The organism is Inquilinus ginsengisoli (assembly GCF_031453975.1).
Lineage (GTDB): Bacteria > Pseudomonadota > Alphaproteobacteria > DSM-16000 > Inquilinaceae > Inquilinus > Inquilinus ginsengisoli_A.
Window position 1 is genome coordinate 70,830 of record NZ_JAVDPW010000013.1, and the last position, 24,618, is coordinate 95,447.

Here is a 24,618-nt window from a genome sequence, read left to right on the forward strand (position 1 = left end):
GCCCGGACCTTCCCTGTCGATGCCCGTGCCCTTGGAACCCCCTGCCCCGCCCGCCACGAACGACCCCTGGACGGACCTGCGCGCCGAGCTGGACCGCTGGTCCGCACTCGGCCGCCGGGCCAGCTTCTGGTGGCGCGACGACGATGCGGTGGCGCCGAGCCCGGAACTGGACCGGCTGCTGGCCCTGGCCGCGCGCCATGACCGCTGGGTCGCCCTTGCCGTCATCCCCGCCGAGGCCACCCCGGCGCTGGCCGCGCGCCTGGCCAGGACACCCACCGTGGTGATCCAGCATGGCTGGGCGCACCGGTCGCACGCCCCCGCCGGCGAGAAGACCGCCGAGCTGGGCGACCATCGGCCGGCCGAGGCGGTCCTGGCCGAGCTGATCGCCGGCCGGACCCGGCTGGCATCCCTGTTCGGCGACCGCTTCCGCCCGGCGCTGGCGCCGCCCTGGAACCGTATCGGACCGCACCTGAGCGCCCGGCTGGGCGAGGCCGGGCTGACCGTGCTGTCGGGCTTCGGCCGGCGCGAGGCCGGGGCCGGCCTCACGCGGCTGAACACCCATGCCGACCCGATCGACTGGCGCGGCGGCCGCGGCTTCGCCGGCGTCGACCGGGTGCTGGCGCCGATCCTGAAGCACCTGGCCGAACGCCGCACCGGCGGCGCCGACCCGGACGAGCCGACCGGCCTGCTGACCCACCACCTGGTGCACGACCCGGAGGGCTGGATCTTCCTCGACGCCCTGCTCAGCGCCCTCGGCCGCCACCCGGCCGCGGCGTGGCCCGATCCCGATGCCCTGTTCGGAGCCCGGCCATGACCGCCCACCGCTACGCCATGTCCGAGCTGGCCGGCGACTACGGCCGCGGCGCGGTCGGGCTGGTGCTGACCGCGGGCCCGCTGGTCGCGCTGCCGATGCACTGGATCGTGACCACGGCCTTCGCCGCCGCGGCGCTGGTCTTCCTGGCCTTCCTCGCCCGCACCTGGCTGCGCCACCGCAGCCTGATCGAGGCCGACGACCAGGGCATCGTCGCCCACGGGCCGCTCGGCACCCGCATCCTGTGGCGCGACCTGACCAGCTTCCGGATGCGCTACTTCTCGGTCCGGCGCGACCGGCAGCGCGGCTGGATGCAGCTGGAGCTGCGCGGCGGCGGCCGGCGGCTGAAGATCGAATCCAGCATCTCCGGCTTCGACGAGATCGCCTCCGCCGCCCATGACGCGGCGCTGGCCAAGGGGCTGGCGATCGACGATTCCAGCCAGGCCAACCTGATGTCGCTGGGTGTCGTCGCCCCCAGCGCCGGCTTGGCCGAGCGCTGGGGCGTGCGCCCGACGGTCAATGGGCCTGCTGCGAGCGGAACCGCCGCCGATGGGCCCGAAGAGTGAAGAGGCGGGGCCGGCACCGATGACCGATATCCTCCGCCTCAAGGACCTGCGCATCGGCTTCGCCGTGCCCGGCGGCATGCTGGAGGCGCTGCGCGGCGTGTCGATGCGGGTGCCGGCGGGCAAGACCGTCGCCGTGGTGGGCGAAAGCGGGTCGGGCAAGTCGGTGCTGTCGCAGGCGGTGATGGGCATCCTGCCCAGCAACGGCCGCGTCACCGGCGGGCAGATCCTGTTCTCCGACCCCGACAAGCCCGGCACTGTCGTCGACCTGGCCAAGCTGGCGATCGAGAGCCCCGACTACCGCGCCATCCGCGGCGGCCGGATCTCGATGATCTTCCAGGAGCCGATGACCTCGCTGTCGCCGCTGCACACCATCGGCAACCAGATCGTCGAGGCGGTGCGGCTGCACCGGCCGGCCGGCCCGGCCGAGGCCCGCGACCTGGCCCGCGAGATGCTGCGCCTGGTCGGCTTCCCCAACCCGGCCCGGGCGCTGCGGACCTATCCCTTCGAGCTGTCGGGGGGCTTGCGCCAACGCGCCATGATCGCGATGGCCCTGGTCTGCCGCCCCGCCCTGCTGATCGCCGACGAGCCGACCACGGCGCTTGATGTCACCATCCAGGCGCAGATCCTGAAGCTGATGCTGGACCTGCAGTCCGAACTGGACATGGCGATCCTGATCATCACCCACGACCTCGGCATCGTCGCCAACATCGCCGACGAGGTGGTGGTGCTGTACCGCGGCGAGGTCATGGAATCCGGCCCGCTGGAGGCGATCTTCGCCAATCCCGGCCACCCCTACCTCAAGGCCCTGCTGCGCGCCGTGCCCCGCTTCGACATGGGGCTGGAGCGGCTGACGCCGATCCGCGAGATCGCGCAGGGCGACGGCCACATGCTGGCGGCGCGCAAGCGGGTGTGGACCCCGGCGGCGGAGGCGGCCGGGCCGCTGCTGAAGGTCGAGCACATCACCAAATCCTTCGCCATCCGCAACAGCGGCCTGTTCGGCGGCGGCCCGGCCGAGACCATCAAGGCGGTCGACGACGTCTCCTTCACCATCCGCCGCGGCGAATGCCTAGGCCTGGTCGGCGAATCCGGCTGCGGCAAGACCACGCTGTCGAAGATCCTGATGCGGGCCCTGACGCCGGACGAAGGCACCATCCGCTTCAACGACCACGGCAAGCCGGTCGACGTCGGCGCGCTGGAGGGCGAGGATCTCAAGGCCTTCCGCCCGCGCATGCAGTTCATCTTCCAGGACCCGTTCAGCTCGCTGAACCCGCGGATGACGGTGTTCGACATCCTGACCGAGCCGCTGACCATCCACGGCATGGGCTCGATGGCCGAGCGCAAGGCGATCGCCAAGGAGCTGATGACCCTGGTCGGACTCGACGTCCGCTACCTCCAGCGCTATCCGCACAGCTTCTCCGGCGGCCAGCGCCAGCGCATCGGCATCGCCCGGGCCCTGGCGCTGAAGCCGGACCTGGTGATCTGCGACGAACCGGTCTCGGCGCTGGACGTCTCGATCCAGGCCCAGATCCTGAACCTGCTGAAGGACCTCAAGGACCGGCTGGGCCTGACCTACCTGTTCATCAGCCACAACCTGGCGGTGATCGACTACATCGCCGACCGGATCATGGTGATGTGCCGCGGCCGGGTGGTCGAGACCGCGCCGCGGGCCGACCTGTTCGCCCGGCCGACCCACCCCTACACCCGGGCGCTGCTGGCGGCGGTGCCGGCGCCGGACCCGACGCGGCGCCTGGACTTCGCCGCGCTGATGGACGGCCGCGCCTCCGACCCCGCGGCCTGGCCGGCCCCCTTCACCCTGCGGCCCGACACGCCGAGCCGGCTGGTCGAGATCGGCAAAGGCCATTTCGTGCGGGCCACCGAGGACATTGCGTTGGAACTGGCCTCATGATCCGGACCCTCGGAGCCCTCGCGGTCCTTCTGGCCCCCCTACTGTCCGCAGCCGCCCCGGCGGCGGCCGGCGCGCTGCCGGCGCTGGTCGAGACGCCGATCTACGAACAGGCGGTGGCCCAGGGCAAGCTGCCGCCGATCGCCCAGCGCCTGCCGCAGGTGCCGTCGGTGGTCGACATGGCGGCGGAGAACAAGGAGCCGGGCCGGTCCGGCGGCGAGATCGCCTGGTTGGTCGGCCGGGCCCGCGACATCCGCATCATGAACACCTACAGCTACGCCCGGCTGGTCGGCTACGGCACCGACTTCAAGCTGTATCCGGACATTCTGCAGTCGATCGACGTCGAGGGCGAGAAGACCTTCACCCTGCATCTGCGGCCGGGCCACAGATGGTCGGACGGCCAGCCCTTCACCAGCGACGACTTCCGCTTTTCCTGGCAGGACGTGGAGCTGAACAAGGACCTGATGCCCTACGGCCCGGATGCGCGGCTGATCGTCGACGGCGAGATGCCGAAGGTCGAATTTCCCGACGCGGCCACGGTGCGCTATTCCTGGTCCAAGCCGAACCCGGAATTCTTGCCGGGGCTGGCTGGGGCCACGCCGCTCTACATCTACGCGCCGGCGCATTACCTGAAGCAGTTCCACAAGAAATATGCCGATGCGAAGGCCCTGGAGGCTCTGGTCAGGCAGTCGGGCACCCGCAACTGGGTGGCGTTGTACAACCTGCGCAGCAAGCTGGGCGATTCGGCCAATCCGGATCTGCCGGAGCTGGAGCCCTGGATCAACACCACCCGGGCGCCGGCGGAGCGCTTCGTCTTCGTGCGCAACCCCTACTACCACCGCATCGACAGCCAGGGCCGGCAGCTGCCCTATCTCGACCGGGTCATCGTCAACGTCGCCGAGGGGTCGCTGATCCCGGCCAAGGCCGGCGCCGGCGAGGCCGACCTGCAGCAGCGCGGCCTGCGCTTCGACAACATCAGCTTCCTCAAGGCCGGCGAGGAGTCCGGCCAGTACAAGGTGCGGCTGTGGCCGACGGCGCTGGGCTCCGAGGTCGCGCTGTACCCGAACATGAACTGCAACGACAAGGACTGGCGGGCGCTGAACCGCGACGTGCGGTTCCGCCGCGCCCTGTCGCTGGCGATCAACCGCGATGAGATCAACCAGGTGGTGTTCTTCGGCCTGGCCCGGCCGAGCCAGAACACCGTGCTGCCGGAATCGCCCTATTACGACGCCGCCCTGGCCACGGAGTGGACCCAGTTCGACCTCGACAAGGCCAACGCCCTGCTGGACGAGGCCGGGCTAGGCAACAAGGACAGCGACGGCATCCGCCTGATGCCGAACGGCCGCCGGCTGGAGGTCGTGGTCGAGAGCACCGGCGAGCGCAGCATCGAGGCCGACATCCTGCAGCTGATCAAGGACAGCTGGGCCAAGATCGGCGTCGCCCTCTACACCACCCAGTCGCAGCGTGACGTGTTCCTGCAGCGGGTGTTCTCCGGCGACGCGGTGATGTCGGTGTGGCAGGGCATCGACAATGCCCTGGTGACCCCGACCACGGTGCCGTCGGAGCTGGCGCCGGTGGACCAGAACTGGCTGCAGTATCCGAAATGGGGGCAGTACGTGCAGACCAAGGGCACCGCCGGCGAGAGGCCCGACGTCGACTTCGCGCAGCGGCTGATGGCGCTGTACGGGGAATGGCAGACCACCGCCGACGACGACCGCCGCAGCGCCATCATCCGCGAGATGATCAAGATCCAGGCCGACGAGGTGACCTCGATCGGCACGGTCCAGGGCGTGATGGCCCCGGTCGTGGTCAAAACCCGGCTGCACAACGTGCCGAAGAAGGCCATCCTGTCCTGGGACCCCGGCGCGCATTTCGGCATCTACCACCCCGACACCTTCTGGGTGGACCCATGACGGCGGGGACGGACATGACCCACAGGGTGGCGCCGCGATGCTGAGCTATATCGCCCGCCGCATCCTGGTGATGATCCCGACCCTGCTCGCGATCAGCTTCATCAGCTTCGCCATCATCCAGCTGCCGCCCGGCGACTACCTGACCACCATGGTCAACGAGCTGAGAAGCCGCGGCGAATCGCTCGACCCGAACCAGATGCAGTTCCTGCGGGAGAACTACGGCCTCGACCAGCCGTTCCTGCTGCAATACCTGTCCTGGCTGGGCAACGCCCTGCGCGGCGATTTCGGCTGGTCCTTCGAGTACAACCTGCCGGTGACGGCGGTGGTCGGCGACCGCATGTTCCTGACCATCCTGCTGACCTTCGCCACCACGATCTTCATCTGGCTGGTGTCGTTCCCGATCGGCATCTATTCGGCGACCCACCAGTACAGCATCGGCGACTACGGCCTGACCCTGCTGGGCTTCCTCGGCCTGGCGACGCCGAACTTCCTGCTGGCGCTGGTCATGCTGTACCTCGCCCACAAATGGTTCGGCACCTCGATCGGCGGGCTGATGGACCCGGAGTATCTCGACCAGCCGATGAGCTGGGGCAAGTTCGTGTCGGTGCTCGGCCATCTCTGGGTGCCGGTGATCGTGATCGGCACCTCGGGCACCGCCGCGATGATCCGGCGGCTGCGCGCCAACCTGCTGGACGAGCTGCAGAAGCAGTACTACGTCACCGCCCTGGCCAAGGGCATGCGGCGGCGCCGGGCGCTGCTGAAATACCCGCTGCGGATGGCGCTGAACCCGTTCATCGCCGACATCGGCAACATCCTGCCGCACCTGATCTCCGGCGCCACCATCGTCTCGGTGGTGCTGAACCTGCCCACCACCGGCCCCCTGCTGCTGTCGGCGCTGCAGAGCCAGGACATGTACCTGGCCGGATCCTTCGTGCTGTGGCTGGCCATGCTGACCGTGATCGGCACCCTGGTCTCGGACCTGGCGCTGGCGGTGCTGGACCCCCGCATCCGGCTGTCGGGGGGCGCGGTGAAATGAGCGACATCCCGGCGCCCCCGCCGCGCGACCCCGGCCGCGACCCCACGCATTACGTCAGCCCCGCCGTCTGGGACCCCTACCAGGAAGCGCCGCTGACCAAGCAGCAGGAGCGGTACTTCCTGGCCTCGCAATGGCGGATCATGTGGTGGAAGCTCAAGCGCCACCGCCTGGCCGCGATCTCCGGCCTGGTGCTGCTGCTGGCCTATCTCTCGATCCTGGTCAGCGAGTTCCTGGCGCCCTATGCGCTGGACAGCCGCCACACCGGCTACATCTACGCGCCGCCGCAGCAGGTCCGGCTGTTCCACGACGGCAGCTTCGTCGGCCCCTATGTCTACGGCTACCAGTATTCCCTCGACATGGATTCGATGAAGCGGGTCTACACCGAGGACAAGACCCAGGTGCAGAGCCTGCGCTTCTTCTGCCAGGGCGACAGCTACCGGTTCTGGGGCCTGTTCGAGGCGGACCTCCACCTGGTCTGCCCGGCCCAGGGCGGCACCGTCTTCCTGCTCGGCACCGACCGGCTGGGCCGCGACATGCTCAGCCGCATCGCCTACGGCGCCCGGATCTCATTGACCGTCGGCCTGATCGGCGTCTCGGTCAGCTTCCTGCTCGGCATCGTCATCGGCGGCATCGCCGGCTATTACGGCGGCTGGATCGACAATGTCGTCAACCGGCTGATCGAGGTGATCCAGAGCTTCCCGCAGCTGCCGCTGTGGATGGCGCTGTCGGCGGCGCTGCCGGTGACCTGGAGCCCGATCCTGGTCTTCCTGGGCATCACCATCATCCTCGGCCTGGTGGAATGGACCGGGCTGGCCCGGTCGGTGCGGTCGAAGCTGCTGGCCCTGCGCGAGGAGGATTTCTGCGTCGCGGCGCAGCTGATGGGCGCCAAGCCGCGGCGCATCATCTTCCGCCACCTGCTGCCCAGCTTCATGAGCCACCTGATCGCCTCGGCCACCCTGACCATCCCGGGGATGATCCTGGGCGAGACCGCGCTGAGCTTCCTCAACCTCGGCCTCAGGCCCCCGGTCACCAGCTGGGGCGTGCTGCTGAACGAGGCGCAGAACATCAACGTGGTCGCGCTGTACCCCTGGCTGCTGCTGCCGGTGGTGCCGGTGATCGTGGTGGTGCTGGCGTTCCAGTTCTTCGGCGACGGCCTGCGCGACGCCGCGGATCCCTACCGGTAGGGCGGCCGCCCCCTTCCGTCATTGCGAGAAGGCGAAGCCGACGAAGCAATCCATGCCAGGCGGCGCCATGGATTGCTTCGCTACGCTCGCAATGACGAGGAAGGAGCTGGCTACAGATACGCCAGCGGCGGGCTGGTTTTCTCGAGCCAGAGGCTGGTCTCGGGCGTGCCGGGCCGCAGCGGCAGCTTGCCGACCACGCCGGCCTCGAGCGCCGCCGTCATGCGGGTGGCGACGTAGTGGCTGGCGAAGACCGGCCGGAAGCCGCCCCCGGCCAGCAGCGGCGCCACCACCTGCTGCTCGTTGTAGCCGCGCCAGCCCCATTCCGACGGGTACGGGTCGGGCAGGCAGATGTCGTGGATATGCACCAGCACGCCCGGCGGCAGGCAGGGCAGCACCTGGTTCACCAGGAAGTCCACATCCGTGCCGGGCATGGCGATGTGGCTGGAATCGATGAACAGGATGTCGCCCTCGGCGAGGTCGCGATAGGGCTCGGTCCCCGCCTCCTGCACCGTCTGCTCGAGATGGGTGACGCCGAGCTGGTCGATCGCCGCCCGCGGGGCCGGGTCGATGGCGGTGAATTCCATCGCCAGGTCGCCGTCGATCGCCGCCCGCACCATGAAGCGGGTGGAGTGGCCGGAGCCGACCTCGACGATCCGGGCCGGCTGCCGCGCCCGCACCATGGAATAGGCGGCGGCGGCGTCGAGCCGGGCGAACCAGCCCTGGGACCAGCGCGGCTGCGGCGGCGGCGAATCGCGCTCGGTCTCGCCGATCGCCAGCAGCGCGTCGCGATAGCCGTCTATGACGTCGAGCACGGCCTGGAACACCGGCTCGGAAGAGCGGAACAGCGCCTCGTAGCCGGCATAGGGCAGGATCGTGTCCGGCACCTCGTCGGCATAGCTGCAGGGAATGAAGAAGCCCTTCGGCCGGCGGCCGAACAGCGTGGCGAGGCCAAGGCGCCAGCGTCGCAGGCGGCGGCCGAAATCAGGAGGTACAGTGGTCAAGGGTGCAACGTCATGCCTTCGTGGGCGACCAGCGTTCCGGGACGCCGACGGTCGGCAGCATCCGCGATCCGGTCCAGGAACGCGTCATCGTGATTGGGATCGTGGTGGAACAGGACGGCCCGGCCGACCCCCGCCGCATCGGCGAGGCGCAGCGCCTCCTGCCAGGTGGAATGGCCCCAGCCGACAAATCTCGGATACTCCTCATCCGTGAACATGGCGTCATACACCATGATGTCGGCCCCGCGAACGAAATCGACGATGACCGGGTCCGGCCCGTCCGGCCGATGCTCGGTGTCGGTGATGATGCAGATGCTCTTGCCCCCGACATCGATGCGGTAGCCGCAGGCGAGGTTCGGGTGGTTGAGCCAGCAGGTGTTGAGCTTGAGGCCCGGGAAGGGCTCCATCGGGGTGCCGCAGTCGAAATCGTGATACTCGCAGTCCTGGAAGATGCCGATCGGCACCGGGAACAGCGGCGCCATCATCGTCTCACACAACACCGAGTAGATCGATTTGTTCTGCGGCTTCAGGTGGCCGGCCCAGAATCGCACCTTGCGGCCCTTGACGTAGGCCGGCTTGAAGAACGGCACGCCGCAGACATGGTCCCAATGGGTGTGGGTGAAGAAGACGTCGACCTCCGGCCGCCCCTCCTCCATCAGCCGGTGGCCGAGGTCGCGCAGGCCGGTGCCGCCATCGATGATCAGCAGGTCGTCGCCCCGCCGGATCTCGATGCAGCTGGTGTTGCCGCCATAGCGCATGTTGCTGGAGGCAGGACAGGCGATGCTGCCGCGCACGCCCCAGAACCGGAGCATCAGGTCGCTTGTCTTCGCCATCGGCGCGTCAGTCTGGCTCTCGGCGCGCGGGAAAATCTCCGTCACGTCCGAGGACGCCGGCGGAGGGAACTCTCGCGCACCGACTCTCGCGAGTCGAGGGAAAAGGTCTTTTCGGCATATTTATGGTGGAGCACGTCCAGCCGTCTGTGTCTGTGTCGTCCGTCACAGGCCCTGGCGTCACAGGCCCTGGCGTCACAGGCCCCGGGGTTCCCTGTCATGGGCCGGCCGCGGCGCCGAGGGCATAGCCGCCCGGCACGGTGAGCAGCAGCGCCGGCCGCGCCGGATCGGGCTCGATCTTGCGGCGCAGGCGATAGATATGGGTCTCCACCGTATGCGTCGTCACCCCCGAGGCATAGCCCCACACCGCATCGAGCAGCGCGTCGCGCGACACGGTGGCGCCGTCCTGCCGGCGCAGATGGCGCAGGATCGCCGCCTCCTTGGCGGTCAGCCGCACCTCGCGCCCGTCGGAGATGCGCACCAGGCCCAGCCCGGTGGGGTCGAAGCGGTAGGGCCCGAGATCCGGGTCCGGCCGGTCCTGGCCGCGCCGCGCCAAGGCGGCCCGCAGGCTGGTCAGGAGGACGCCGATCCGGATCGGCGGGCGCAGCACCGCATCGGCCTCGGCGAACGGCTCCGCCCGGTCGCCGATCGCCAGGATCGGGCCGGCCAGGCCAGCCGCGCGCAGGCCGGCGCACAGGGTCTCCGGAGTCGGGTCGGCCAGGGCGTCGTCGACGATCGCGGCGGCGAAATCGGCCGCCGCCACCGCGGCCAGCGCCGCCGCCGCCTCGGCCACCACGGTCGCGGCGAACTCCGGCGACGCCGCGAACTGCTCGCCGAGCAGCGCGCGCAGCGCAGCGCTGCCGCAGGCGACCAGCAGCGGCTTCCGGAGATCGGCGATGACGGAGAGAGTGTCAGCCATGGCGGGGCCAATCTAACATGCCGCGCGGCAATGGCGACGGAATGGAGCGAGGCGACATGGATTTCGAGGTCTCGCCCGAGGGCTGGGTCGATTGGGGCGCCGGGCGGCGGCGCTGCGCCCTGGGCAAAGGCGGAGTACGGGTGGACAAGCGCGAGGGCGACGGCGCCACCCCGGCCGGCCGGTTCGCGCTGCGCCGCCTGCTGTACCGGCCGGACCGCGGCCCGGTCCCGGCCACCGCCTTGCCCGCCCTGGCCATCGCGCCCGCCGACGGCTGGTGCGACGACCCCGCCGACCCCGCCTACAACCGGCCGGTCCCCCTGCCCCACCCGGCCCGGCACGAGCGGCTGTGGCGCGACGACGCGCTGTACGACCTGGTGATCGTCATCGGCCACAACGACGACCCGCCGGCCGCCGGGCTGGGCAGCGCCGTGTTCATCCACCTGGCGCGGCCGGACTGGGGCCCGACCGAGGGCTGCGTCGCCCTCGCCCGGGCCGACCTGGTCGAGCTGCTGGCGGCCGCCGCGCCGGGCGATTCGCTGGTGGTCAGGCCTCCGCCGGCCGATCGGTAGGGCGCTCTGGACTGACGCGGAGTCCGAACAGGGCGGTGCCGACCCGGACATGGGTGGCGCCGTAGCGCACCGCCGTCTCGAAATCGTCGCTCATGCCCATGCTCAGCACCGGCAGGCCGAGCCGCGCGGCGAGGTCGGCGAGCAGGGCGAAATGCAGGGCCGGCGGCTCGTCGACCGGCGGGATGCACATCAGGCCGCGGATCGACAGGCCGCACTCCTCGGCGCAGAGCCGGTGGAAGGCCTCGACCTCGCTTGGCGCCACCCCGGCCTTCTGCGGCTCCTCGCCGGTGTTGACCTGGATCAGGCAGTCGAGCCGCCGCCCGGCCGCCGCCATCGCCTCGGCCAGGCTGCGCGCCAGCTTCGGGCGGTCGACCGTCTCGATCACGTCGAACAGCCGCACCGCGTCCTTCGCCTTGTTGGTCTGCAGCGGGCCGATCAGCCGCAGCTGCAGGTCCGGATGCGCCGCCCGCCGTTCGGCCCAGCGCGCCTGCGCCTCCTGCACCCGGTTCTCGCCGAAGACCCGCTGGCCGGCGGCCAGCGCGGCCTCGACCCGCTCCTCCGGCTGGACCTTGGAGACGGCGACGAGGGTGACCGCGGCGGGGTCGCGGCCGGCGGCGCGGGCGGCGGCGGCGATCCGCAAGCGGATCGCGGCAATGCTCTCGGCAAGTGTGATGGTCGTCATAGTGCGACAATCCAGCACAACGATGCTGCTTTGCAACGCCGGCCGCCGGATTGCGACCCGGCGCCGCTGTGGACGGACCGCATGGGACGGCCGGCCCGGGGCGTGAAACCCGCCCGGCGGTGCCCGCTTTCGCTGCGCCGCGAGAGATCGGATCCGGTATGCATTCTAAGCCTCTGATCACTCTGTTGCAATTGGACCACAGCTCCTGGCTTTTGTGACTTCTGTGCAACTTGCGGATTGTCGGGTGGCATGGCTGCCCCGTATAACCTGCACATCGACGCCATTCGCGCCCTGGCCGTGGTGTCGTCTTCGAGGGGACATCTAAGGGACATCCGGCCTTGCGGCCGCGTTAGGAGGTTTGGAAATGAAGAAGATTCTGCTCGGTGGTTCGGCGCTCGCCGTCGCCGCGATGGCGTCGGTGCCGGCCTCGGCCGCACTGGAAGTGAAGATCAGCGGTTTCGTTGGCTTCGAGGCCGCCGCGATTTTGGACACCTCGGGCACGGACGGCACCCGTGATCGCGACTATGATTTCGGCTCCACCGGCCGTCTGCAGTTCGACATCAAGAACGTGACCGATTCGGGCCTGGAATACGGCGCCCGCATCCGTCTGAACACGATCAACCGCAAGGACGGCGTCAACACCGACCGTACCTATGTCTACGTCAAGGGCGGCTTCGGCACGATCGTGTTCGGCGACGCGCCGGGCACGGGCGGCGACTTCGGCTACATCTTCGCGCATGACTCGGTGGTCTCGGGCATGGGCCTCGCCGGCAGCTTCGGCGACAACCTCGACGGTCGGTACAGCTACGGCGGCTCTGACTTCATGTCGCTCGACCCGACCTACCACTCGGGCCTCGGCAACGACACCAAGATCAAGTACTCCTCGCCGACCTTCGCCGGCTTCAGCTTCGGCATCGACTTCACCCCGGTCGTCGGCGGCAAGAGCCATTCCGGCCCCGGCGGCATCAACGACCTGACCAACGACGGCACCACGCTGTTCGAGAACGTCGTCACCGGTGCCTTCAACTACACCGGCGACTTCAGCGGCCTGTCGCTCATCGTCGCCGGCACCGCGACCTACGGCAACGGCGTCGGCATTCACGACACCCCGGGCTCGGGCCACTTCGATCTCGAGACCTACACCCTCGGCGCCCAGGTCGGCTCCGGCGGCATCACCGGCAGCGTGAACTGGGTCAACACCTCCAGCGGCTTCGCTGGCGGCGCCACCGACAAGTCGTTCAACACCGTCGCGGGCAGCTTGGCGTACCAGTGGAACCAGTTCGAGTTCGGCCTCGGCTACGCCTACACCTGGGCCGACAAGAACAACGACCTGACCGGCTCGTTCAGCAACGACGCCAACGACCTGAAGGACAACCACATCGTGTCCGGCACGGTCGTCTACAATATCGCGCCGGGCCTGAACACCTGGGTCGATCTGACCTGGGAGCGTCAGAACTTCCGCAAGCTGGGCGCCTTGGTCCAGAAGAGCAGCCTGGACAACACCGTCCTGAGCACGGGTGTGCAGCTGTCGTTCTGATCGGCTGACAATCCTCTGGCCTAAAACGAGGGAGCGGCTATGATGCCGCTCCCTTTTTCTATCTGGCGTGCCGCATGTCGCCGAGACTCCTGATCGCCCTGCTGACGGCCGTCCTGTCCGTTGCCGCCTGCTCCGACGACATCAAGGTGGGCCCAACCCCGGATATCGGCCCCGGGCGCGAGAAGGTCGCTCCACCCGGCCAGAGCGCCTTCGGCCCGAACGGGCTGACCTTCGGCCCCGGCGCCAGCAAGTCCAAGGACCTCGGCGAAGGCGCCATCCTGGGCGTGAACGCCTTCCTGTGGCGCGCCAGCCTCGACACCGTGTCCTTCATGCCGATCACCAGCGCCGACCCGTTCGGCGGCACCATCGTGACCGACTGGTACACGGCCCCCACCACCCCGGGCGAACGCTACAAGCTGAACGTCTACATCCTCGGCCGCGAGCTGCGCTCCGACGGCGTGCGGGTCAGCGTCTTCCGCCAGGTCCAGGGCAAGGGCGGCTGGTCCGACGCCCCGGCGCCCAACACCATGTCGGCAGCGTTGGAGGACACCATCCTGACCAAGGCCCGCCAGCTGCGCATCACCGGTCTCGAGAACTCGACGCCGCAATAGCCCCGCCGCAAGGTCGTTTCGAATCAGGGCGCCGCGGGATTGATCCCCGGCGCCCTTTCCTTGTAAATGCCTAGGCGGCTTTGCCTTGGCCCGGCCAAGGCAAAGCTGCATCGTTTTTGGCCTCTTCCGGCACCAGAGCATCGAGATGTCCCGCTACAACCACCGAGAAACCGAAGCGCAGTGGCAGGCCGTGTGGCGGGACCGCGGCACCTTCCGGCTCGAGACGCTCGGCGACCGGCCGAAATACTACGTGCTGGAGATGTTCCCCTACCCCTCCGGGCGCATCCATATGGGCCATGTCCGCAACTACACGCTGGGCGACGTGGTGGCCCGGCACCGCCGCGCGCTGGGCTGCGACGTGCTGCACCCGATGGGCTGGGACGCCTTCGGCCTGCCGGCGGAGAACGCGGCGATCGAGCGCGGAGCCCATCCGGCCGCCTGGACCTATGAGAACATCGCGGCGATGCGCGGCCAGCTGCAGTCGATGGGGCTGTCGCTGGACTGGGACCGCGAGATCGCGACCTGCCATCCGGACTACTACCGCCACGAACAGAAGATGTTCCTCGACTTCCTGAAGGTGGGCCTGGCCTACCGGCGGGACTCCTGGGTCAACTGGGACCCGGTCGAGAACACCGTGCTGGCCAACGAGCAGGTGATCGACGGCCGCGGCTGGCGCTCCGGCGCCCTGGTCGAGCGCCGCAAGCTGAACCAGTGGTTCCTGCGCATCACCGAATACGCCGACGAGCTGCTGGCGGCGCTGCCGACGCTGGAGCGCTGGCCGGAGCGGGTGCGGCTGATGCAGGAGAACTGGATCGGCCGGTCGGTCGGCGCCCGCGTCACCTTCCCGCTGCAGGGCCGTGAGGACGGGCTGGAGATCTTCACCACCCGGCCGGACACGCTGTTCGGCGCCAGCTTCTGCGCCCTGTCGCCGGACCACCCGCTGGCCGACGAGATCGGCCGCGCCCGCCCCGAGGTGGCCGAGTTCGTGGCCGAATGCCGCCGCAGCGGCACCAGCGAGGCGGCGATCGAGACCCAGGAGAAGCGCGGCATCGACACCGGGCTGCGCGCGGTGCATCCGCTGGATCCCACGATCACCGTGCTGGTCTATGTCGCCAATTTCGTGCTGATGGAATACGGCACCGGCGCCATCTTCGGCTGCCCGGCGCATGACCAGCGCGATTTCGACTTCGCCCGCGCCTACGGCCTGCCGATCATCCCGGTGCTGTGGCCGGCCGGCGAGGCGCGGCCCGACGGCGCCGCCCTGGCCGAGGCCATGGTCCTGGCCGACGGCGCCTTCGCCTACGACATCGGCCCGCTGACGCCGGCCAAGCCGGTCACGGTGGCCGAGGCCAAGGACATCGCCATCGCCGCCCTGCAGCAGCGCAAGGCGGGCGAGGGCACGGTGCGCTACCGGCTGCGCGATTGGGGCGTGTCGCGCCAGCGCTACTGGGGCTGCCCGATCCCGATCATCCATTGCGAGGCCTGCGGCATCGTGCCGGTGCCGGAGGACCAGCTGCCGGTGACCCTGCCGGAGGATGTGACCTTCGACCAGCCGGGCAACCCGCTGGACCGGCACCCGACCTGGAAGCACGTGGCCTGTCCGAGCTGCGGCGGCAAGGCGGTGCGCGAGACCGACACCTTCGACACCTTCTTCGAATCCTCCTGGTACTTCGCCCGCTTCTGCTCGCCGCGCAGCGACCAGGCCTTCGACCGCGCCGCCGTCGACCGGCTGCTGCCGGTCGACCAGTATGTCGGCGGCGTCGAGCATGCGGTGCTGCACCTGCTGTATGCCCGCTTCTTCACCCGGGCGCTGAAGCGCTGCGGCTATCTCGGGGTCGACGAGCCCTTCGCCGGGCTGTTCACCCAGGGCATGGTCACGCACCAGACCTATCGCGACCGCGACGGCGCGTGGCTGTACCCGACCGAGGTGTCGCGCGACGAGGCGGGCACCTGGACGACGCTGTCCGGTGGCGGGCCGGTCACGGCCGGCCGCATCGAGAAGATGTCGAAGTCCAAGCGCAACACGGTCGACCCGCAGATCATCATCGACACCTACGGCGCCGATGCCGCCCGGCTGTTCATCCTGTCCGACAGCCCGCCGGACCGGGACATGGAATGGACCGAGGCCGGCATCGAAGGCGCCTGGCGCTACCTGCAGCAGCTGTGGCGGCTGGTGACGGAATGCCCGGTCGAGCTGCCGGCCGCCGGCACCCCGGTGCCGAACGGCTTCAGCCCGGCGGCGGAAGGGCTGCGCCGGGCGCTGCACCGGACCATCGCCGCCATGGGCGAGGACCTGGAGCGGTTCCACTTCAACAAGGCCGTGGCCCGCATCCGCGAGCTGACCAACCTGGTCGGCAAGATTGAGGGGACAGGGCAGGGCGAGGCCTGGGCGCTGCGCGAGGCGTTCGACGGCATCATCCGCCTGATCGGCCCGATGGTGCCGCATATCGGCGAGGCGCTGTGGCAGCATCTCGGCCATGACGGGCTGCTGGCCGACGCCGCCTGGCCGGAGGCGGATCCCGCCTTGCTGGTCGAGAACACCGCCACGGTCGCGGTCCAGGTCAACGGCAAGCTGCGCGCCACCCTGATCCTGCCGCGCGACGTGGACGAGGCGACGGCGCGGGACGCCGCCCTGGCCGACGCCAATGTCGCGCGCGCCCTGGAAGGCCGCACCGTCCGCAAGGTCATCGTCGTCCCGAATAGGATCGTCAATGTCGTGGGCTAACTGGGCTAGACGCGCAGCGCCGCTGCTGCTGATCCTCGCGCTCGGGGCCTGCGGGCTGCGGCCGCTCTACGGCACCAACTCGGTCGGCGCGGCGATGTCCGACCGGCTGGGGACGATCAGTGTCGGCGTCATCGGCGACCGGACCGGCCAGATCCTGCGCACCGAGCTGATCCGCACCCTGAATCCGCAGGGCCGGCCGGCCCAGCCGGCCTATGACCTCGGCGTCAGCGTGGCCGAGACCCAGCAGGACGTGAACATCGTCAGCGACCTGACCACGACCCGCAGGAACCTGACGCTGACCGCCAGCTTCGTGCTGACCGACCGCAAGACCGGCCAGCCGGCCTTCTCGGATTCGGTCAACGAGATCACCAGCTACAACATCCTGGCCGACCAATACACCACCCTGATCGGCGAGCGCGATGCGCGCGAGCGGGCGCTGCACGCCATTGCCGAGGACATCCGCACCCGCCTCGCGCTGTATTTCGACCGCCACCCGTGAAACTGCCGCCGAACCGGATCGACGGCTTCGTCCGCCGGCCCGAGCCCGGCATCCGCGCGGTGCTGCTGTACGGCCCCGATTCCGGGGCGGTGCGCGACTATGCCGACACCCTGGCGCGCGGCGTGGTCGACCCGCCGACCGACCCGTTCCGCGTCGCCGAGCTGGCCTCGGCCGAGATCGGGCGCGACCCGGCCCGGCTGGTCGACGAGGTCTTCGCCATGTCGCTGTCCGGCGGGCGGCGCCTGGTGCGGGTGCGCGACGCCACCGATGCCGTGGCGCCGGCGCTGGAGGCCGCGCTGAAGGGCGGCGAGAGCGACACCCTGATCGTCCTGGAGGCCGACGAGCTGACCCCACGCTCGGCCCTGCGCAAGCTGGGGGAGGGGGCGGACACGGTCGCCACCATCGCCTGCTACATGCCGGATGAGGAGGCGATCGGCCGCTTCATCCACCGCCAGCTGGCGGATGCCCGGGTCGCGGTCGACGGCGAGGCCGAGCATCTGCTGGCGACGCTGCTGGTGGGCGACCGCCAGATCGCCCGGCGCGAGGTCGAGAAGCTGATCGCCTACGCCGGGGAGGGCGGCCGCATCGACCTGGAGGCGGTGCGGGCCAGCATCGGCGACGCCACCGAGCGCTCGCTCGACGACCTCGCCATGGCGGTGGCCGAGGGCGACCTGGAGGGGGTCGACCGCGCCCTGGCCAAGCTGCCGCCGGAGGGCGGCGAGGCGATCGGCATCCTGCGCGCGGTGCAGCGCCACTTCCTGCGGCTGCACCAGCTGGCGGTGATGATCGACGGCGGCGACGCGCCGGACGCGGCGATGGCGGCGCTGCGGCCGCCGGTGTTCTTCAAGGCCAAGGCGGCGATCCGCGGCCAGGCCCGGCGCTGGAACCAGGCCCAGCTCGGCGAATCCCTGCGCCGCCTGATCGACGCCGAAGCCGAATGCAAACGCACCGGCCGGCCGCCCGAGACCGTCTGCGCCGCCACGCTGATGGCGATCGCACGGGCTGCGGCACGGAAAAACTGAACGGTTTCAGTTAGTTGTGTTGAAGGCCTCTCCGCCCTTACCTGTCATTGCCCGGCTTGACCGGGCAATCCAGGGGCCACCAAGGGCCGTTCTGGCCGCCCCTGGATGCCACGGTCAAGCCGTGGCATGACAAAGGAGGGGGAGCGCGGTCCTTCCCCTCGTCATTGCGAGCGCAGCGAAGCAATCCATCGGGCCGCTCGTGCGGGACCATGGATTGCTTCGGCGGCTGCGCCTCCTCGCAATGACGGAGGGGCTGGCTGGGCGGGCATGGTCCGGACTGGATCGATCGTACGCATTGCCTCTCCCGCCTGGCGGGAGAGGCACGTGAACGGCGCCGCCTACCCCCGCAGCCGGCGCATCAGGTCGCTGAACTGGTCGAGATCGGCGTAGTGGATGCGCATCACGCCGCTGGTCTTGGTGGTGGCGTCGATCGCCACCTTGAAGCCCAACCGGCGCTGGATGTCCTCCTCCAGCGCCACCAGGTTGGCGTCGCGCACCGGCCGCGGCGGGGCAGGGGGCTGGTCGCGGCCGTCGCGGGCCAGCTGCTCGGTCTGGCGGACGTTGAGCCCCTTGGCGACCACCTTCCGCGCCGCCGCCTCCGGGTCCGGGCAGCCCAGCAGGGCGCGGGCGTGGCCGGCGCTGAGCAGGCCGTCCTGCAGCATCGCCAGCACCGTGTCCGGCAGGTCGAGCAGGCGCAACGTGTTGGCGATGTGGCTGCGGCTCTTGCCCACCTCGCGCGACACATCCTCCTGGGTCAGCGCGAATTCGGCGATCAGCCGCTGATAGCCCTCGGCCTCCTCCAGCGCCGTCAAATCCTGGCGCTGGACGTTCTCGATGATCGCGAACTGCAGCGCCTCGCGGTCCGACATCGGCCGGATCACCACCGGCACCTCGTGCAGCTTGGCCTTCTGTGCCGCGCGCCAGCGGCGCTCGCCGGCGATGATGTGGTAGCGGTCGGTCTTGCCCTCGACCGGTCGCACCAGGATCGGCTGCAGCACGCCCTGGGCCTTGACCGATTCGACCAGCCGGTCCAGCTCGGCCTCGTCGAACTTCCGTCGCGGCTGGAACGGGCCGGGGCTCAGGAACTCGACCGGCAGGCTGCGCGGCGCCCGATGCGACTCCGGCGTGCCGGCGGCGGCGATGTCGGCCTCGTCGGCCTCGCCGAACAGGGCGTCGAGGCCGCGGCCCAGGCTGGCGCGGCGGCGGGGGGTGGTTTCGGCCGCGCTCATGCAGCACTCCTCTGTTCTTCGCGCTTCAGCATCTCGGAGGCGAGGTGGATATAGGCCTGGGCGCCAGCCGAGGCGAGGTCGTAGACCAGCACCGGCTTGCCATGCGACGGCGCCTCGGAGACCCGGACGTTCCTCGGGATCACCGTCTCATAGACCTTGGCGCCGAGATGCTGGCGCACGTCGCGCGCCACCATGTCGGACAGGTTGTTGCGCCGGTCGTACATGGTCAGCACGATGCCCTGCATCTCCAGCGCCGGGTTGAAGCCCTTGCGCACCCGCTCGATGGTCCGGATCAGGTGGCTGAGGCCCTCGAGCGCGTAGAACTCGCATTGCAGCGGCACCAGCACCGCATCGGCCGCGGTCAGCGCGTTGAGGGTCAGGAGGCCGAGCGAGGGCGGGCAGTCGATCAGGATGTAGTCGTAGCCGTCGGCGCCCGGCCGCAGCGCGCTGCGCAGCCGGTATTCGCGGCGCACCGCCTCGACCAGCTCGATCTCGGCGCCGGCGAGGTCGACCGAGGCCGGCACCAGCATCAGCCCCGGCACCTCGGTGGCAACCGAGGCCTCGGCCACGGCGATGCTGCCGAACAGCAGGTCATAGGAGCCGAGGCCGCGCTTGGCCCGCGGCAGGCCGAAGCCGGTCGAGGCGTTGCCCTGCGGGTCGAGGTCGATCACCAGCACCCGCTTGCGCACCGCGGCCAAAGCGGTGGCCAGGTTGATGGTGGTGGTGGTCTTGCCGACGCCGCCCTTCTGGTTGGCGATGGCGATGGTGCGGGTGACGCGCGGCCCATCGGCCTGCACGCTTACGGTCTTCGTGTGCGCGTCGTCAGCCACGGGCGAACCCCTCGATGCGGATGAGCACGGCCTCGGGATCGGTCCGGCTCGGATGGAGGTCGACGGTCATCTTCGGCGATGCGGCCGGGCCGGTCAAATGAACGCCGGTCAAATCGGCAGCGGCCAGTTCGGCCTCGGCGGTGCGGCCCTTGGGGAAGATCGCGACCGTATGCGGCCCGGCGAAGCGCGCGGCATGGCCCAGCAGGACGGGCAGGGGGGCCAAGGCGCGGGCGGTCACCACATCGGCGACGAAGGGTGCGACCTGTTCGATCCGCTTGGCGTGCACCGTGACCGGCGCCGATGTTTCACGTGAAACAACGCGCAGGAACTCGGCCTTGCGCTGGTCGCTCTCCACCAGATGGGTCTCGAGGCCGGTGGCCAGCGCCAGCACCAGCCCGGGAAAGCCGGCGCCGCTGCCGAGATCGACCAGCACGCGGGCCGCGGCCGGGATCAGCGGCACCAGCTGCAGCGAATCCTCGAAATGCCGGCGCCGCAGATCGGCCAGCGTCGACGGCGCCACCAGGTTGATCGCCCCCTGCCACTTGCGCAGCAGCGCCTCGTAGCGGTCGAGCTTTTCGGCGAGGTCCGGGGGGAGGGGGGCGGCTTCGGGGGCGGCGGTCATGATGCCCTCAGCCCCCCTTTCGTCATTGCGAGGAGGCGAAGCCGACGAAGCAATCCATGCCCGCTCTGGGCTGCACGATGGATTGCTTCGCTGCGCTCGCAATGACGAGGGAAGAGGAGACGGCCGCGCTCAAGCCCTGGCACGACGGTCATCCCCCTCTCGCCGGACATGCTTCAGCAGCGCCACCAGCGCCGCCGGGGTCACCCCGGGCAGCCGCGCCGCGGCCCCCAGCGTCGGCGGGCGCGAGCGCTTCAGGATCTGGCGGATCTCGGTCGATAGGCTGCCGATGGCGTCGACGTCCAGCTCCGGCGGCAAGGCCAGCCCCTCGTCGCGGCGGAAGGCGCGGATGTCGGCCTCCTGGCGGTCGAGATAGCCGGAATACTTGGCCTCGATCTCGACCTGCTCGGCCACCACCGCCGGCCATTCCGCCAGCTCCGGCCAGATCGCCGACAGGGCGGCGAGGTCGATCTCCGGCAGCCGCAACAGGTCCATGCCATCGCGCCTTACCCCGTCCTGGTTGACCGCCAGGCCGTGGCGCCGCGCCTCGCTCGGGGTCAGCGACAGCTCCCGGATCCGGCCCCGCGCCGCCGCCAGCGCGGCGCTCTTGCGGGCGAACAGCGCCTGGCGCTCGGCCCCGACGCAGCCGGCGGCGATGCCCTTGGCGGTCAGCCGCTGGTCGGCGTTGTCGGCGCGCAGCACCAGCCGGTATTCGGCGCGCGAGGTGAACATGCGGTAGGGCTCGGGCACGCCGCGGGTCACCAGATCGTCGATCATCACCCCGGCATAGGCCTCGGCCCGGTCGAGGACCAGCGGGTCGCTGCCGGCCACGGCGCGGGCGGCGTTCAGCCCGGCCAGCAGCCCCTGGGCCGCCGCCTCCTCATAGCCGGTGGTGCCGTTGATCTGGCCGGCCAGGAACAGCCGCGGCACCGCCCGCAGCATCAGCGACCGGTCGAGCTGCCGCGGGTCGACGAAATCGTATTCGATGGCATAGCCGGGGCGCAGGATCACCGCCCGCTCCAGCCCCGGGATGGCGCGCACCAGCCCCTCCTGCACGTCGCGGGGCAGGGAGGTGGAGATGCCGTTGGGGTAGACCGTCGGGTCGTCCAGCCCCTCCGGCTCCAGGAAGATCTGGTGCCGCTGCTTGTCGGCGAAGCGCACCACCTTGTCCTCGATCGAGGGGCAGTAGCGCGGGCCGACGCTGTCGATCTGGCCGGAATACATCGGCGCCCGGTGCAAATTGGCGCGAATCAGGTCGTGTCCGGCCGGGGTGGTGTAGGTGATGAAGCAGGAGATCTGCGGCACCGTGATCCGGTCGGTGAGGTCGGAGAACGGCACCGGCGGGTCGTCGCCCTTCTGCTCCTCCAGCGCCGCCCAGTCGATGGTGCGGCCGTCGAGCCGCGGCGGCGTGCCGGTCTTGAGCCGGCCGAGGGTGAGGCCGAGCCGGTGCAGCGTGTCGGCCAGGCCGATCGACGGCGCGTCGCCGACGCGGCCGGCCGGGATCTGCTCCTCGCCCATGTGGATCAGGCCGCGCAGGAAGGTGCCGGTGGTCAGCACCACCGCGCCGGCGCCGAGCGTGCGGCCATCGGCCAGGACGACACCGGAGACGGCACCGGCCGAATCGAAGGCCAGGTCCTCGACCGAGCCGGCGACGAGGTCGAGATCCGACTGCTCGGCCAGCACCGCCTGCATCGCCTGGCGGTACAGCTTGCGGTCGGCCTGGGCGCGGGGGCCGCGCACCGCCGGGCCCTTGCTGCGGTTGAGCACGCGGAACTGGATGCCGGCGCGGTCGATCACCCGGCCCATGACGCCGTCCAGCGCATCGATCTCGCGCACCAGATGGCCCTTGCCCAGGCCCCCGATCGCCGGGTTGCAGGACATCTCGCCGATCGAGTCGAGCCGCTGGGTGACCAAGGCGGTGCGCGCGCCGAACCGGGCCGCTGCGGCCGCGGCCTCGCAGCCGGCATGGCCGCCGCCGACCACGATCACATCATATCTGTTGAGGGGCCGTTCCATGGCGGCGGACTTTACGGAGGCGGCGGGGCAGGGTCAAATGCGCCCGACGAAAAAAGCCGATGTTTCACGTGAAACATCGCGGACTCGAGGAAATCCACCCGGTGCTGTCCATCGTCTCCGCCCTCGCCAGCGCCGCCTTCGCCCTCGGCACCGCCCTGACCCTGCCGATCGCCGGTCCTGCGCCGGCCGTGGCGTCACCCGCGGCGGAGATCGAGTTCCGGCTGGCGGAGACCGCGCCGGGGCCGGGGCTGACCCGGTTCGACCGCCAGGGCCAGGCCGTCTACCTTCACCCGGAAGTCCTGATCTCCGCGGCGGACATCGCCTCCGCCGACCAGAAGGTCGAGCCGCTGTGGGGGCAGCCGGTGGTCTCGCTGGAGCTGACCCCCGCCGGCCTCGACCAGCTGGCCCGCATCACCACCGGCCATGTCGGCCAGGCCCTCGCCATCGTGGTGAACGGATCGCTGCTGACCGCCCCGATCATCCGCGAGCCGATCCTGGCCGGCCGCCTGCAGATCAGCGGCCTGGACAGCCTGGAGGAGGCCAAGGACCTGGCCCACAGGCTCGGCTGGGCCGCAGCCAAGCCGCGCTCGCTGGCTGAGGCGTTGGGGGGGCGGTTCGGGTTGTAGGGAGCCGCCGGCGATGTTTCACGTGAAACATCTACTTGCCGATGCAGAAGCTGCCGAACAGCAGGTCGAGCATATCCTCGACGTCGACCCGGCCGGTGATGCGGCCGAGGGCGCGCAGGGCCAGGCGCAGGTCTTCGGCCGCCAGCTCCGGCAAGGGCGCGGACGGCACCCGGGCCAGGGCGTCGGCGGCGTCGAGCAGGGCGGCGCGGTGGCGGGCACGAGTCAGGGCGGGGGAGCCGTCGCCGGTCAGGCGGCGCTCCACCGCCTCGGCCAAGGCGTCGAGCAGGCGGTCGAGGCCGGCGCCGCTGCGCACCGAGATCGCGATCTCGTCCGGCGCCAGCACGGCATCGGGTGCCCGGTCGATCTTGTTGGCGACGCGAATCACATCCGGCCCCGGGCCCAGCGCCGGGTCGGACGGCGCGGCCGCCGCGGCGTCGCGGATCACCAGCCGCAGATCGGCCTCGGCGGCGCGGCGGTGGGAGCGGCGGATGCCCTCGGCCTCGATCTCGTCGGCGGTGTCGCGCAGGCCGGCGGTGTCGGCCAGCACCACCGGAAAGCCGCGCAGGTCGAGCGCGACCTCGACCACGTCGCGCGTGGTGCCCGGCCGGTCGGAGACGATGGCCGCGTCACGCCGGGCCAGGGCATTGAGCAGGCTGGACTTGCCGGCATTGACCGGGCCGAGGATGGCGATGTGCACGCCGTCGCGCAGCCGCTCGCCGCGGCCGGCGTCGTCGAGATGGTCGGCGATGGCGGCGGAGACTTCGGCGACGAGGGCCTCGGCCTCGGCGGCGAGGTCGGGCGGCAGGCCCTCATCCGGGAAGTCCAGCGCCGCCTCGGTCATCGCCAGGGCCCGCATCAGCCCGGCGCGCCAGCCCTCGTAGAGCCGGCCGAGCGCGCCGCCGAGCTGGCGCAGCGCCTGCAGCCGCTGGGCCCGGGTTTCGGCATCGACCAGGTCGGCCACCGCCTCGGCCTCGGTCAGGTCCAGCTTGCCGGCCTGGAAGGCGCGGCGGGTGAACTCGCCCGGCTCGGCCGGCCGCAGCCCGTCGAGCCGCGACAGCGCTTCGATGACGCCGCGGGTCACGGCCCGGCCGCCATGCAGATGCAGCTCGGCCACATCCTCGCCGGTGTAGCTGCCGGGGCCGGGGAACCACAGCACCAGGCCGCGGTCGAGCGGCGCGCCGTCGGCCGGGTCGCGCAGCTCGGCCAGGGTCGCGACGCGAGGGGCGGGCAGGGGGCGCCGGGTCAGGGCGGCCAGCGCCGGCCCGGCCCCGGGGCCGGAGAGCCGCAGCACCGCCACCCCGCCGCGCCCGGCCGGGGTAGCGGGGGCGAAGATGGTGTCGCGGGCGGTCATGGTGTGGCGGTCCGGGAGGGCGATGTTTCACGTGAAACATCCCATAACGAGTCCCCCCTCCCCCTGCGGGAGGGGGCTAGGGGGAGGGGGTTCTCTCGGCCCGAGCGGATCGGCGGCAACGGCACTCCTCGCCTGCAGGTGC

22 protein-coding genes are annotated in these 24,618 nt (G+C 70.5%); 13 read left to right on the forward strand and 9 right to left on the reverse strand.

The genetic code is table 11. The features are described 5' to 3' along the window. Positions 1 to 19 precede the first annotated feature (19 nt). Genes E9232_RS30695 through E9232_RS30720 form a run of 6 tightly spaced genes read left to right on the forward strand, consistent with a single transcriptional unit; the run spans position 20 to position 7,413 of the window. Positions 20 to 814, forward strand: coding sequence for a polysaccharide deacetylase family protein (locus E9232_RS30695; protein ID WP_309800773.1), 795 nt, complete (start codon positions 20 to 22; stop codon positions 812 to 814). Further along, on the forward strand, positions 811 to 1,377 hold the full coding sequence (locus tag E9232_RS30700) for a hypothetical protein (RefSeq protein ID WP_309800774.1): 567 nt from the start codon (positions 811 to 813) through the stop codon (positions 1,375 to 1,377). Before E9232_RS30695 ends, E9232_RS30700 begins: the two co-directional genes overlap by 4 nt. Before the next feature lie 19 nt (positions 1,378 to 1,396). Next, positions 1,397 to 3,283, forward strand: coding sequence for an ABC transporter ATP-binding protein (locus E9232_RS30705; protein ID WP_309800777.1), 1,887 nt, complete (start codon positions 1,397 to 1,399; stop codon positions 3,281 to 3,283). Then, on the forward strand, positions 3,280 to 5,193 hold the full coding sequence (locus tag E9232_RS30710; RefSeq protein WP_309800778.1) for an ABC transporter substrate-binding protein: 1,914 nt from the start codon (positions 3,280 to 3,282) through the stop codon (positions 5,191 to 5,193). Before E9232_RS30705 ends, E9232_RS30710 begins: the two co-directional genes overlap by 4 nt. A 37-nt stretch (positions 5,194 to 5,230) precedes the next feature. Beyond that, positions 5,231 to 6,229, forward strand: coding sequence for an ABC transporter permease (locus tag E9232_RS30715; RefSeq protein WP_309800781.1), 999 nt, complete (start codon positions 5,231 to 5,233; stop codon positions 6,227 to 6,229). Next, entirely contained in the window at positions 6,226 to 7,413 is a 1,188-nt protein-coding gene (locus E9232_RS30720; RefSeq protein WP_309800783.1) for an ABC transporter permease, read from the forward strand. The genes E9232_RS30715 and E9232_RS30720 overlap by 4 nt, the downstream gene beginning before the upstream one ends. A gap of 110 nt (positions 7,414 to 7,523) precedes the next feature. Here the strand turns inward: E9232_RS30720 and E9232_RS30725 are convergent, their stop codons facing one another. The 3 genes from E9232_RS30725 to E9232_RS30735 all read right to left on the reverse strand — a co-directional run bounded on the left by E9232_RS30725 (position 7,524) and on the right by E9232_RS30735 (position 10,160). Beyond that, entirely contained in the window at positions 7,524 to 8,414 is an 891-nt protein-coding gene (locus E9232_RS30725) for a class I SAM-dependent methyltransferase (protein WP_309800785.1), read from the reverse strand. Beyond that, the gene (locus tag E9232_RS30730) at positions 8,411 to 9,244 is read right to left on the reverse strand and encodes an MBL fold metallo-hydrolase (RefSeq protein ID WP_309800787.1); all 834 of its coding nucleotides are present in this window, start codon (positions 9,242 to 9,244) and stop codon (positions 8,411 to 8,413) included. The genes E9232_RS30725 and E9232_RS30730 overlap by 4 nt, the downstream gene beginning before the upstream one ends. A 214-nt stretch (positions 9,245 to 9,458) precedes the next feature. Then, positions 9,459 to 10,160 carry a winged helix-turn-helix domain-containing protein gene (locus E9232_RS30735; protein ID WP_309800789.1) on the reverse strand — a complete coding sequence of 234 codons (702 nt, stop codon included), beginning with the start codon at positions 10,158 to 10,160 and terminating at the stop codon, positions 9,459 to 9,461. Positions 10,161 to 10,216: 56 nt separating this feature from the next. On the opposite strand from E9232_RS30735, the gene E9232_RS30740 reads away from it, so the two are divergent. Next, positions 10,217 to 10,729 carry a L,D-transpeptidase family protein gene (locus E9232_RS30740; RefSeq protein ID WP_309800791.1) on the forward strand — a complete coding sequence of 171 codons (513 nt, stop codon included), beginning with the start codon at positions 10,217 to 10,219 and terminating at the stop codon, positions 10,727 to 10,729. On the opposite strand, the gene E9232_RS30745 is transcribed toward E9232_RS30740, so the two are convergent. Further along, a complete protein-coding gene (locus E9232_RS30745) occupies positions 10,704 to 11,411 on the reverse strand; it encodes a YggS family pyridoxal phosphate-dependent enzyme (RefSeq protein WP_309800792.1) in 708 nt (235 codons plus the stop codon). The genes E9232_RS30740 and E9232_RS30745 overlap by 26 nt on opposite strands. A gap of 364 nt (positions 11,412 to 11,775) precedes the next feature. Here E9232_RS30745 and E9232_RS30750 point away from each other — a divergent pair, with 364 nt between their 5' ends. The 5 genes from E9232_RS30750 to holA all read left to right on the forward strand — a co-directional run bounded on the left by E9232_RS30750 (position 11,776) and on the right by holA (position 17,805). Further along, complete coding sequence (locus E9232_RS30750; protein WP_309800794.1) at positions 11,776 to 12,948, forward strand: porin; 1,173 nt, start codon at positions 11,776 to 11,778, stop codon at positions 12,946 to 12,948. A 74-nt stretch (positions 12,949 to 13,022) separates the two neighbouring features. Beyond that, the gene (locus tag E9232_RS30755) at positions 13,023 to 13,559 is read left to right on the forward strand and encodes a DUF3576 domain-containing protein (RefSeq protein WP_309800795.1); all 537 of its coding nucleotides are present in this window, start codon (positions 13,023 to 13,025) and stop codon (positions 13,557 to 13,559) included. Positions 13,560 to 13,704: 145 nt separating this feature from the next. Then, the gene (gene leuS / locus E9232_RS30760) at positions 13,705 to 16,284 is read left to right on the forward strand and encodes a leucine--tRNA ligase (RefSeq protein ID WP_309800796.1); all 2,580 of its coding nucleotides are present in this window, start codon (positions 13,705 to 13,707) and stop codon (positions 16,282 to 16,284) included. Next, positions 16,271 to 16,783, forward strand: a complete 513-nt coding sequence (lptE, locus tag E9232_RS30765; protein ID WP_309800798.1) for an LPS assembly lipoprotein LptE — start codon at positions 16,271 to 16,273, stop codon at positions 16,781 to 16,783. The genes leuS and lptE overlap by 14 nt, the downstream gene beginning before the upstream one ends. Then, positions 16,780 to 17,805 carry a DNA polymerase III subunit delta gene (gene holA / locus E9232_RS30770; protein WP_309800800.1) on the forward strand — a complete coding sequence of 342 codons (1,026 nt, stop codon included), beginning with the start codon at positions 16,780 to 16,782 and terminating at the stop codon, positions 17,803 to 17,805. The genes lptE and holA overlap by 4 nt, the downstream gene beginning before the upstream one ends. Positions 17,806 to 18,143: 338 nt before the next feature. On the opposite strand, the gene E9232_RS30775 is transcribed toward holA, so the two are convergent. The 4 genes from E9232_RS30775 to mnmG form a co-directional block, all read right to left on the reverse strand. Beyond that, a complete protein-coding gene (locus E9232_RS30775; RefSeq protein WP_309800801.1) occupies positions 18,144 to 19,034 on the reverse strand; it encodes a ParB/RepB/Spo0J family partition protein in 891 nt (296 codons plus the stop codon). After that, the gene (locus E9232_RS30780; protein WP_374710676.1) at positions 19,031 to 19,864 is read right to left on the reverse strand and encodes a ParA family protein; all 834 of its coding nucleotides are present in this window, start codon (positions 19,862 to 19,864) and stop codon (positions 19,031 to 19,033) included. Before E9232_RS30780 ends, E9232_RS30775 begins: the two co-directional genes overlap by 4 nt. Then, a complete protein-coding gene (gene rsmG / locus E9232_RS30785; RefSeq protein ID WP_309800803.1) occupies positions 19,857 to 20,486 on the reverse strand; it encodes a 16S rRNA (guanine(527)-N(7))-methyltransferase RsmG in 630 nt (209 codons plus the stop codon). Before rsmG ends, E9232_RS30780 begins: the two co-directional genes overlap by 8 nt. Before the next feature lie 129 nt (positions 20,487 to 20,615). Then, positions 20,616 to 22,499, reverse strand: coding sequence for a tRNA uridine-5-carboxymethylaminomethyl(34) synthesis enzyme MnmG (gene mnmG, locus E9232_RS30790; protein ID WP_309800805.1), 1,884 nt, complete (start codon positions 22,497 to 22,499; stop codon positions 20,616 to 20,618). 68 nt (positions 22,500 to 22,567) lie between these two features. Here mnmG and E9232_RS30795 point away from each other — a divergent pair, with 68 nt between their 5' ends. Further along, positions 22,568 to 23,125 (forward strand): SecDF P1 head subdomain-containing protein, encoded by a 558-nt coding sequence (locus tag E9232_RS30795; protein WP_309800807.1) that lies wholly within the window; start codon positions 22,568 to 22,570, stop codon positions 23,123 to 23,125. A 31-nt stretch (positions 23,126 to 23,156) separates the two neighbouring features. Here E9232_RS30795 and mnmE read toward each other — a convergent pair whose 3' ends face one another. Further along, positions 23,157 to 24,476 carry a tRNA uridine-5-carboxymethylaminomethyl(34) synthesis GTPase MnmE gene (gene mnmE, locus E9232_RS30800; protein WP_309800809.1) on the reverse strand — a complete coding sequence of 440 codons (1,320 nt, stop codon included), beginning with the start codon at positions 24,474 to 24,476 and terminating at the stop codon, positions 23,157 to 23,159. Between the last annotated feature and the right edge of the window lie 142 nt (positions 24,477 to 24,618).

What these genes read in the sequence shown, in the direction of transcription:
- E9232_RS30695 (WP_309800773.1), top strand. Translation starts at nt 20, where the DNA reads ATGCCCGTGCCCTTGGAACCCCCTGCCCCGCCCGCCACGAACGACCCC.
- E9232_RS30700 (WP_309800774.1), top strand. Translation starts at nt 811, where the DNA reads ATGACCGCCCACCGCTACGCCATGTCCGAGCTGGCCGGCGACTACGGC.
- E9232_RS30705 (WP_309800777.1), top strand. Translation starts at nt 1,397, where the DNA reads ATGACCGATATCCTCCGCCTCAAGGACCTGCGCATCGGCTTCGCCGTG.
- E9232_RS30710 (WP_309800778.1), top strand. Translation starts at nt 3,280, where the DNA reads ATGATCCGGACCCTCGGAGCCCTCGCGGTCCTTCTGGCCCCCCTACTG.
- E9232_RS30715 (WP_309800781.1), top strand. Translation starts at nt 5,231, where the DNA reads ATGCTGAGCTATATCGCCCGCCGCATCCTGGTGATGATCCCGACCCTG.
- E9232_RS30720 (WP_309800783.1), top strand. Translation starts at nt 6,226, where the DNA reads ATGAGCGACATCCCGGCGCCCCCGCCGCGCGACCCCGGCCGCGACCCC.
- E9232_RS30730 (WP_309800787.1), bottom strand. Translation starts at nt 9,244, where the DNA reads ATGGCGAAGACAAGCGACCTGATGCTCCGGTTCTGGGGCGTGCGCGGC.
- E9232_RS30735 (WP_309800789.1), bottom strand. Translation starts at nt 10,160, where the DNA reads ATGGCTGACACTCTCTCCGTCATCGCCGATCTCCGGAAGCCGCTGCTG.
- E9232_RS30740 (WP_309800791.1), top strand. Translation starts at nt 10,217, where the DNA reads ATGGATTTCGAGGTCTCGCCCGAGGGCTGGGTCGATTGGGGCGCCGGG.
- E9232_RS30745 (WP_309800792.1), bottom strand. Translation starts at nt 11,411, where the DNA reads ATGACGACCATCACACTTGCCGAGAGCATTGCCGCGATCCGCTTGCGG.
- E9232_RS30750 (WP_309800794.1), top strand. Translation starts at nt 11,776, where the DNA reads ATGAAGAAGATTCTGCTCGGTGGTTCGGCGCTCGCCGTCGCCGCGATG.
- E9232_RS30755 (WP_309800795.1), top strand. Translation starts at nt 13,023, where the DNA reads ATGTCGCCGAGACTCCTGATCGCCCTGCTGACGGCCGTCCTGTCCGTT.
- leuS (WP_309800796.1), top strand. Translation starts at nt 13,705, where the DNA reads ATGTCCCGCTACAACCACCGAGAAACCGAAGCGCAGTGGCAGGCCGTG.
- lptE (WP_309800798.1), top strand. Translation starts at nt 16,271, where the DNA reads ATGTCGTGGGCTAACTGGGCTAGACGCGCAGCGCCGCTGCTGCTGATC.
- E9232_RS30775 (WP_309800801.1), bottom strand. Translation starts at nt 19,034, where the DNA reads ATGAGCGCGGCCGAAACCACCCCCCGCCGCCGCGCCAGCCTGGGCCGC.
- rsmG (WP_309800803.1), bottom strand. Translation starts at nt 20,486, where the DNA reads ATGACCGCCGCCCCCGAAGCCGCCCCCCTCCCCCCGGACCTCGCCGAA.
- mnmG (WP_309800805.1), bottom strand. Translation starts at nt 22,499, where the DNA reads ATGGAACGGCCCCTCAACAGATATGATGTGATCGTGGTCGGCGGCGGC.
- mnmE (WP_309800809.1), bottom strand. Translation starts at nt 24,476, where the DNA reads ATGACCGCCCGCGACACCATCTTCGCCCCCGCTACCCCGGCCGGGCGC.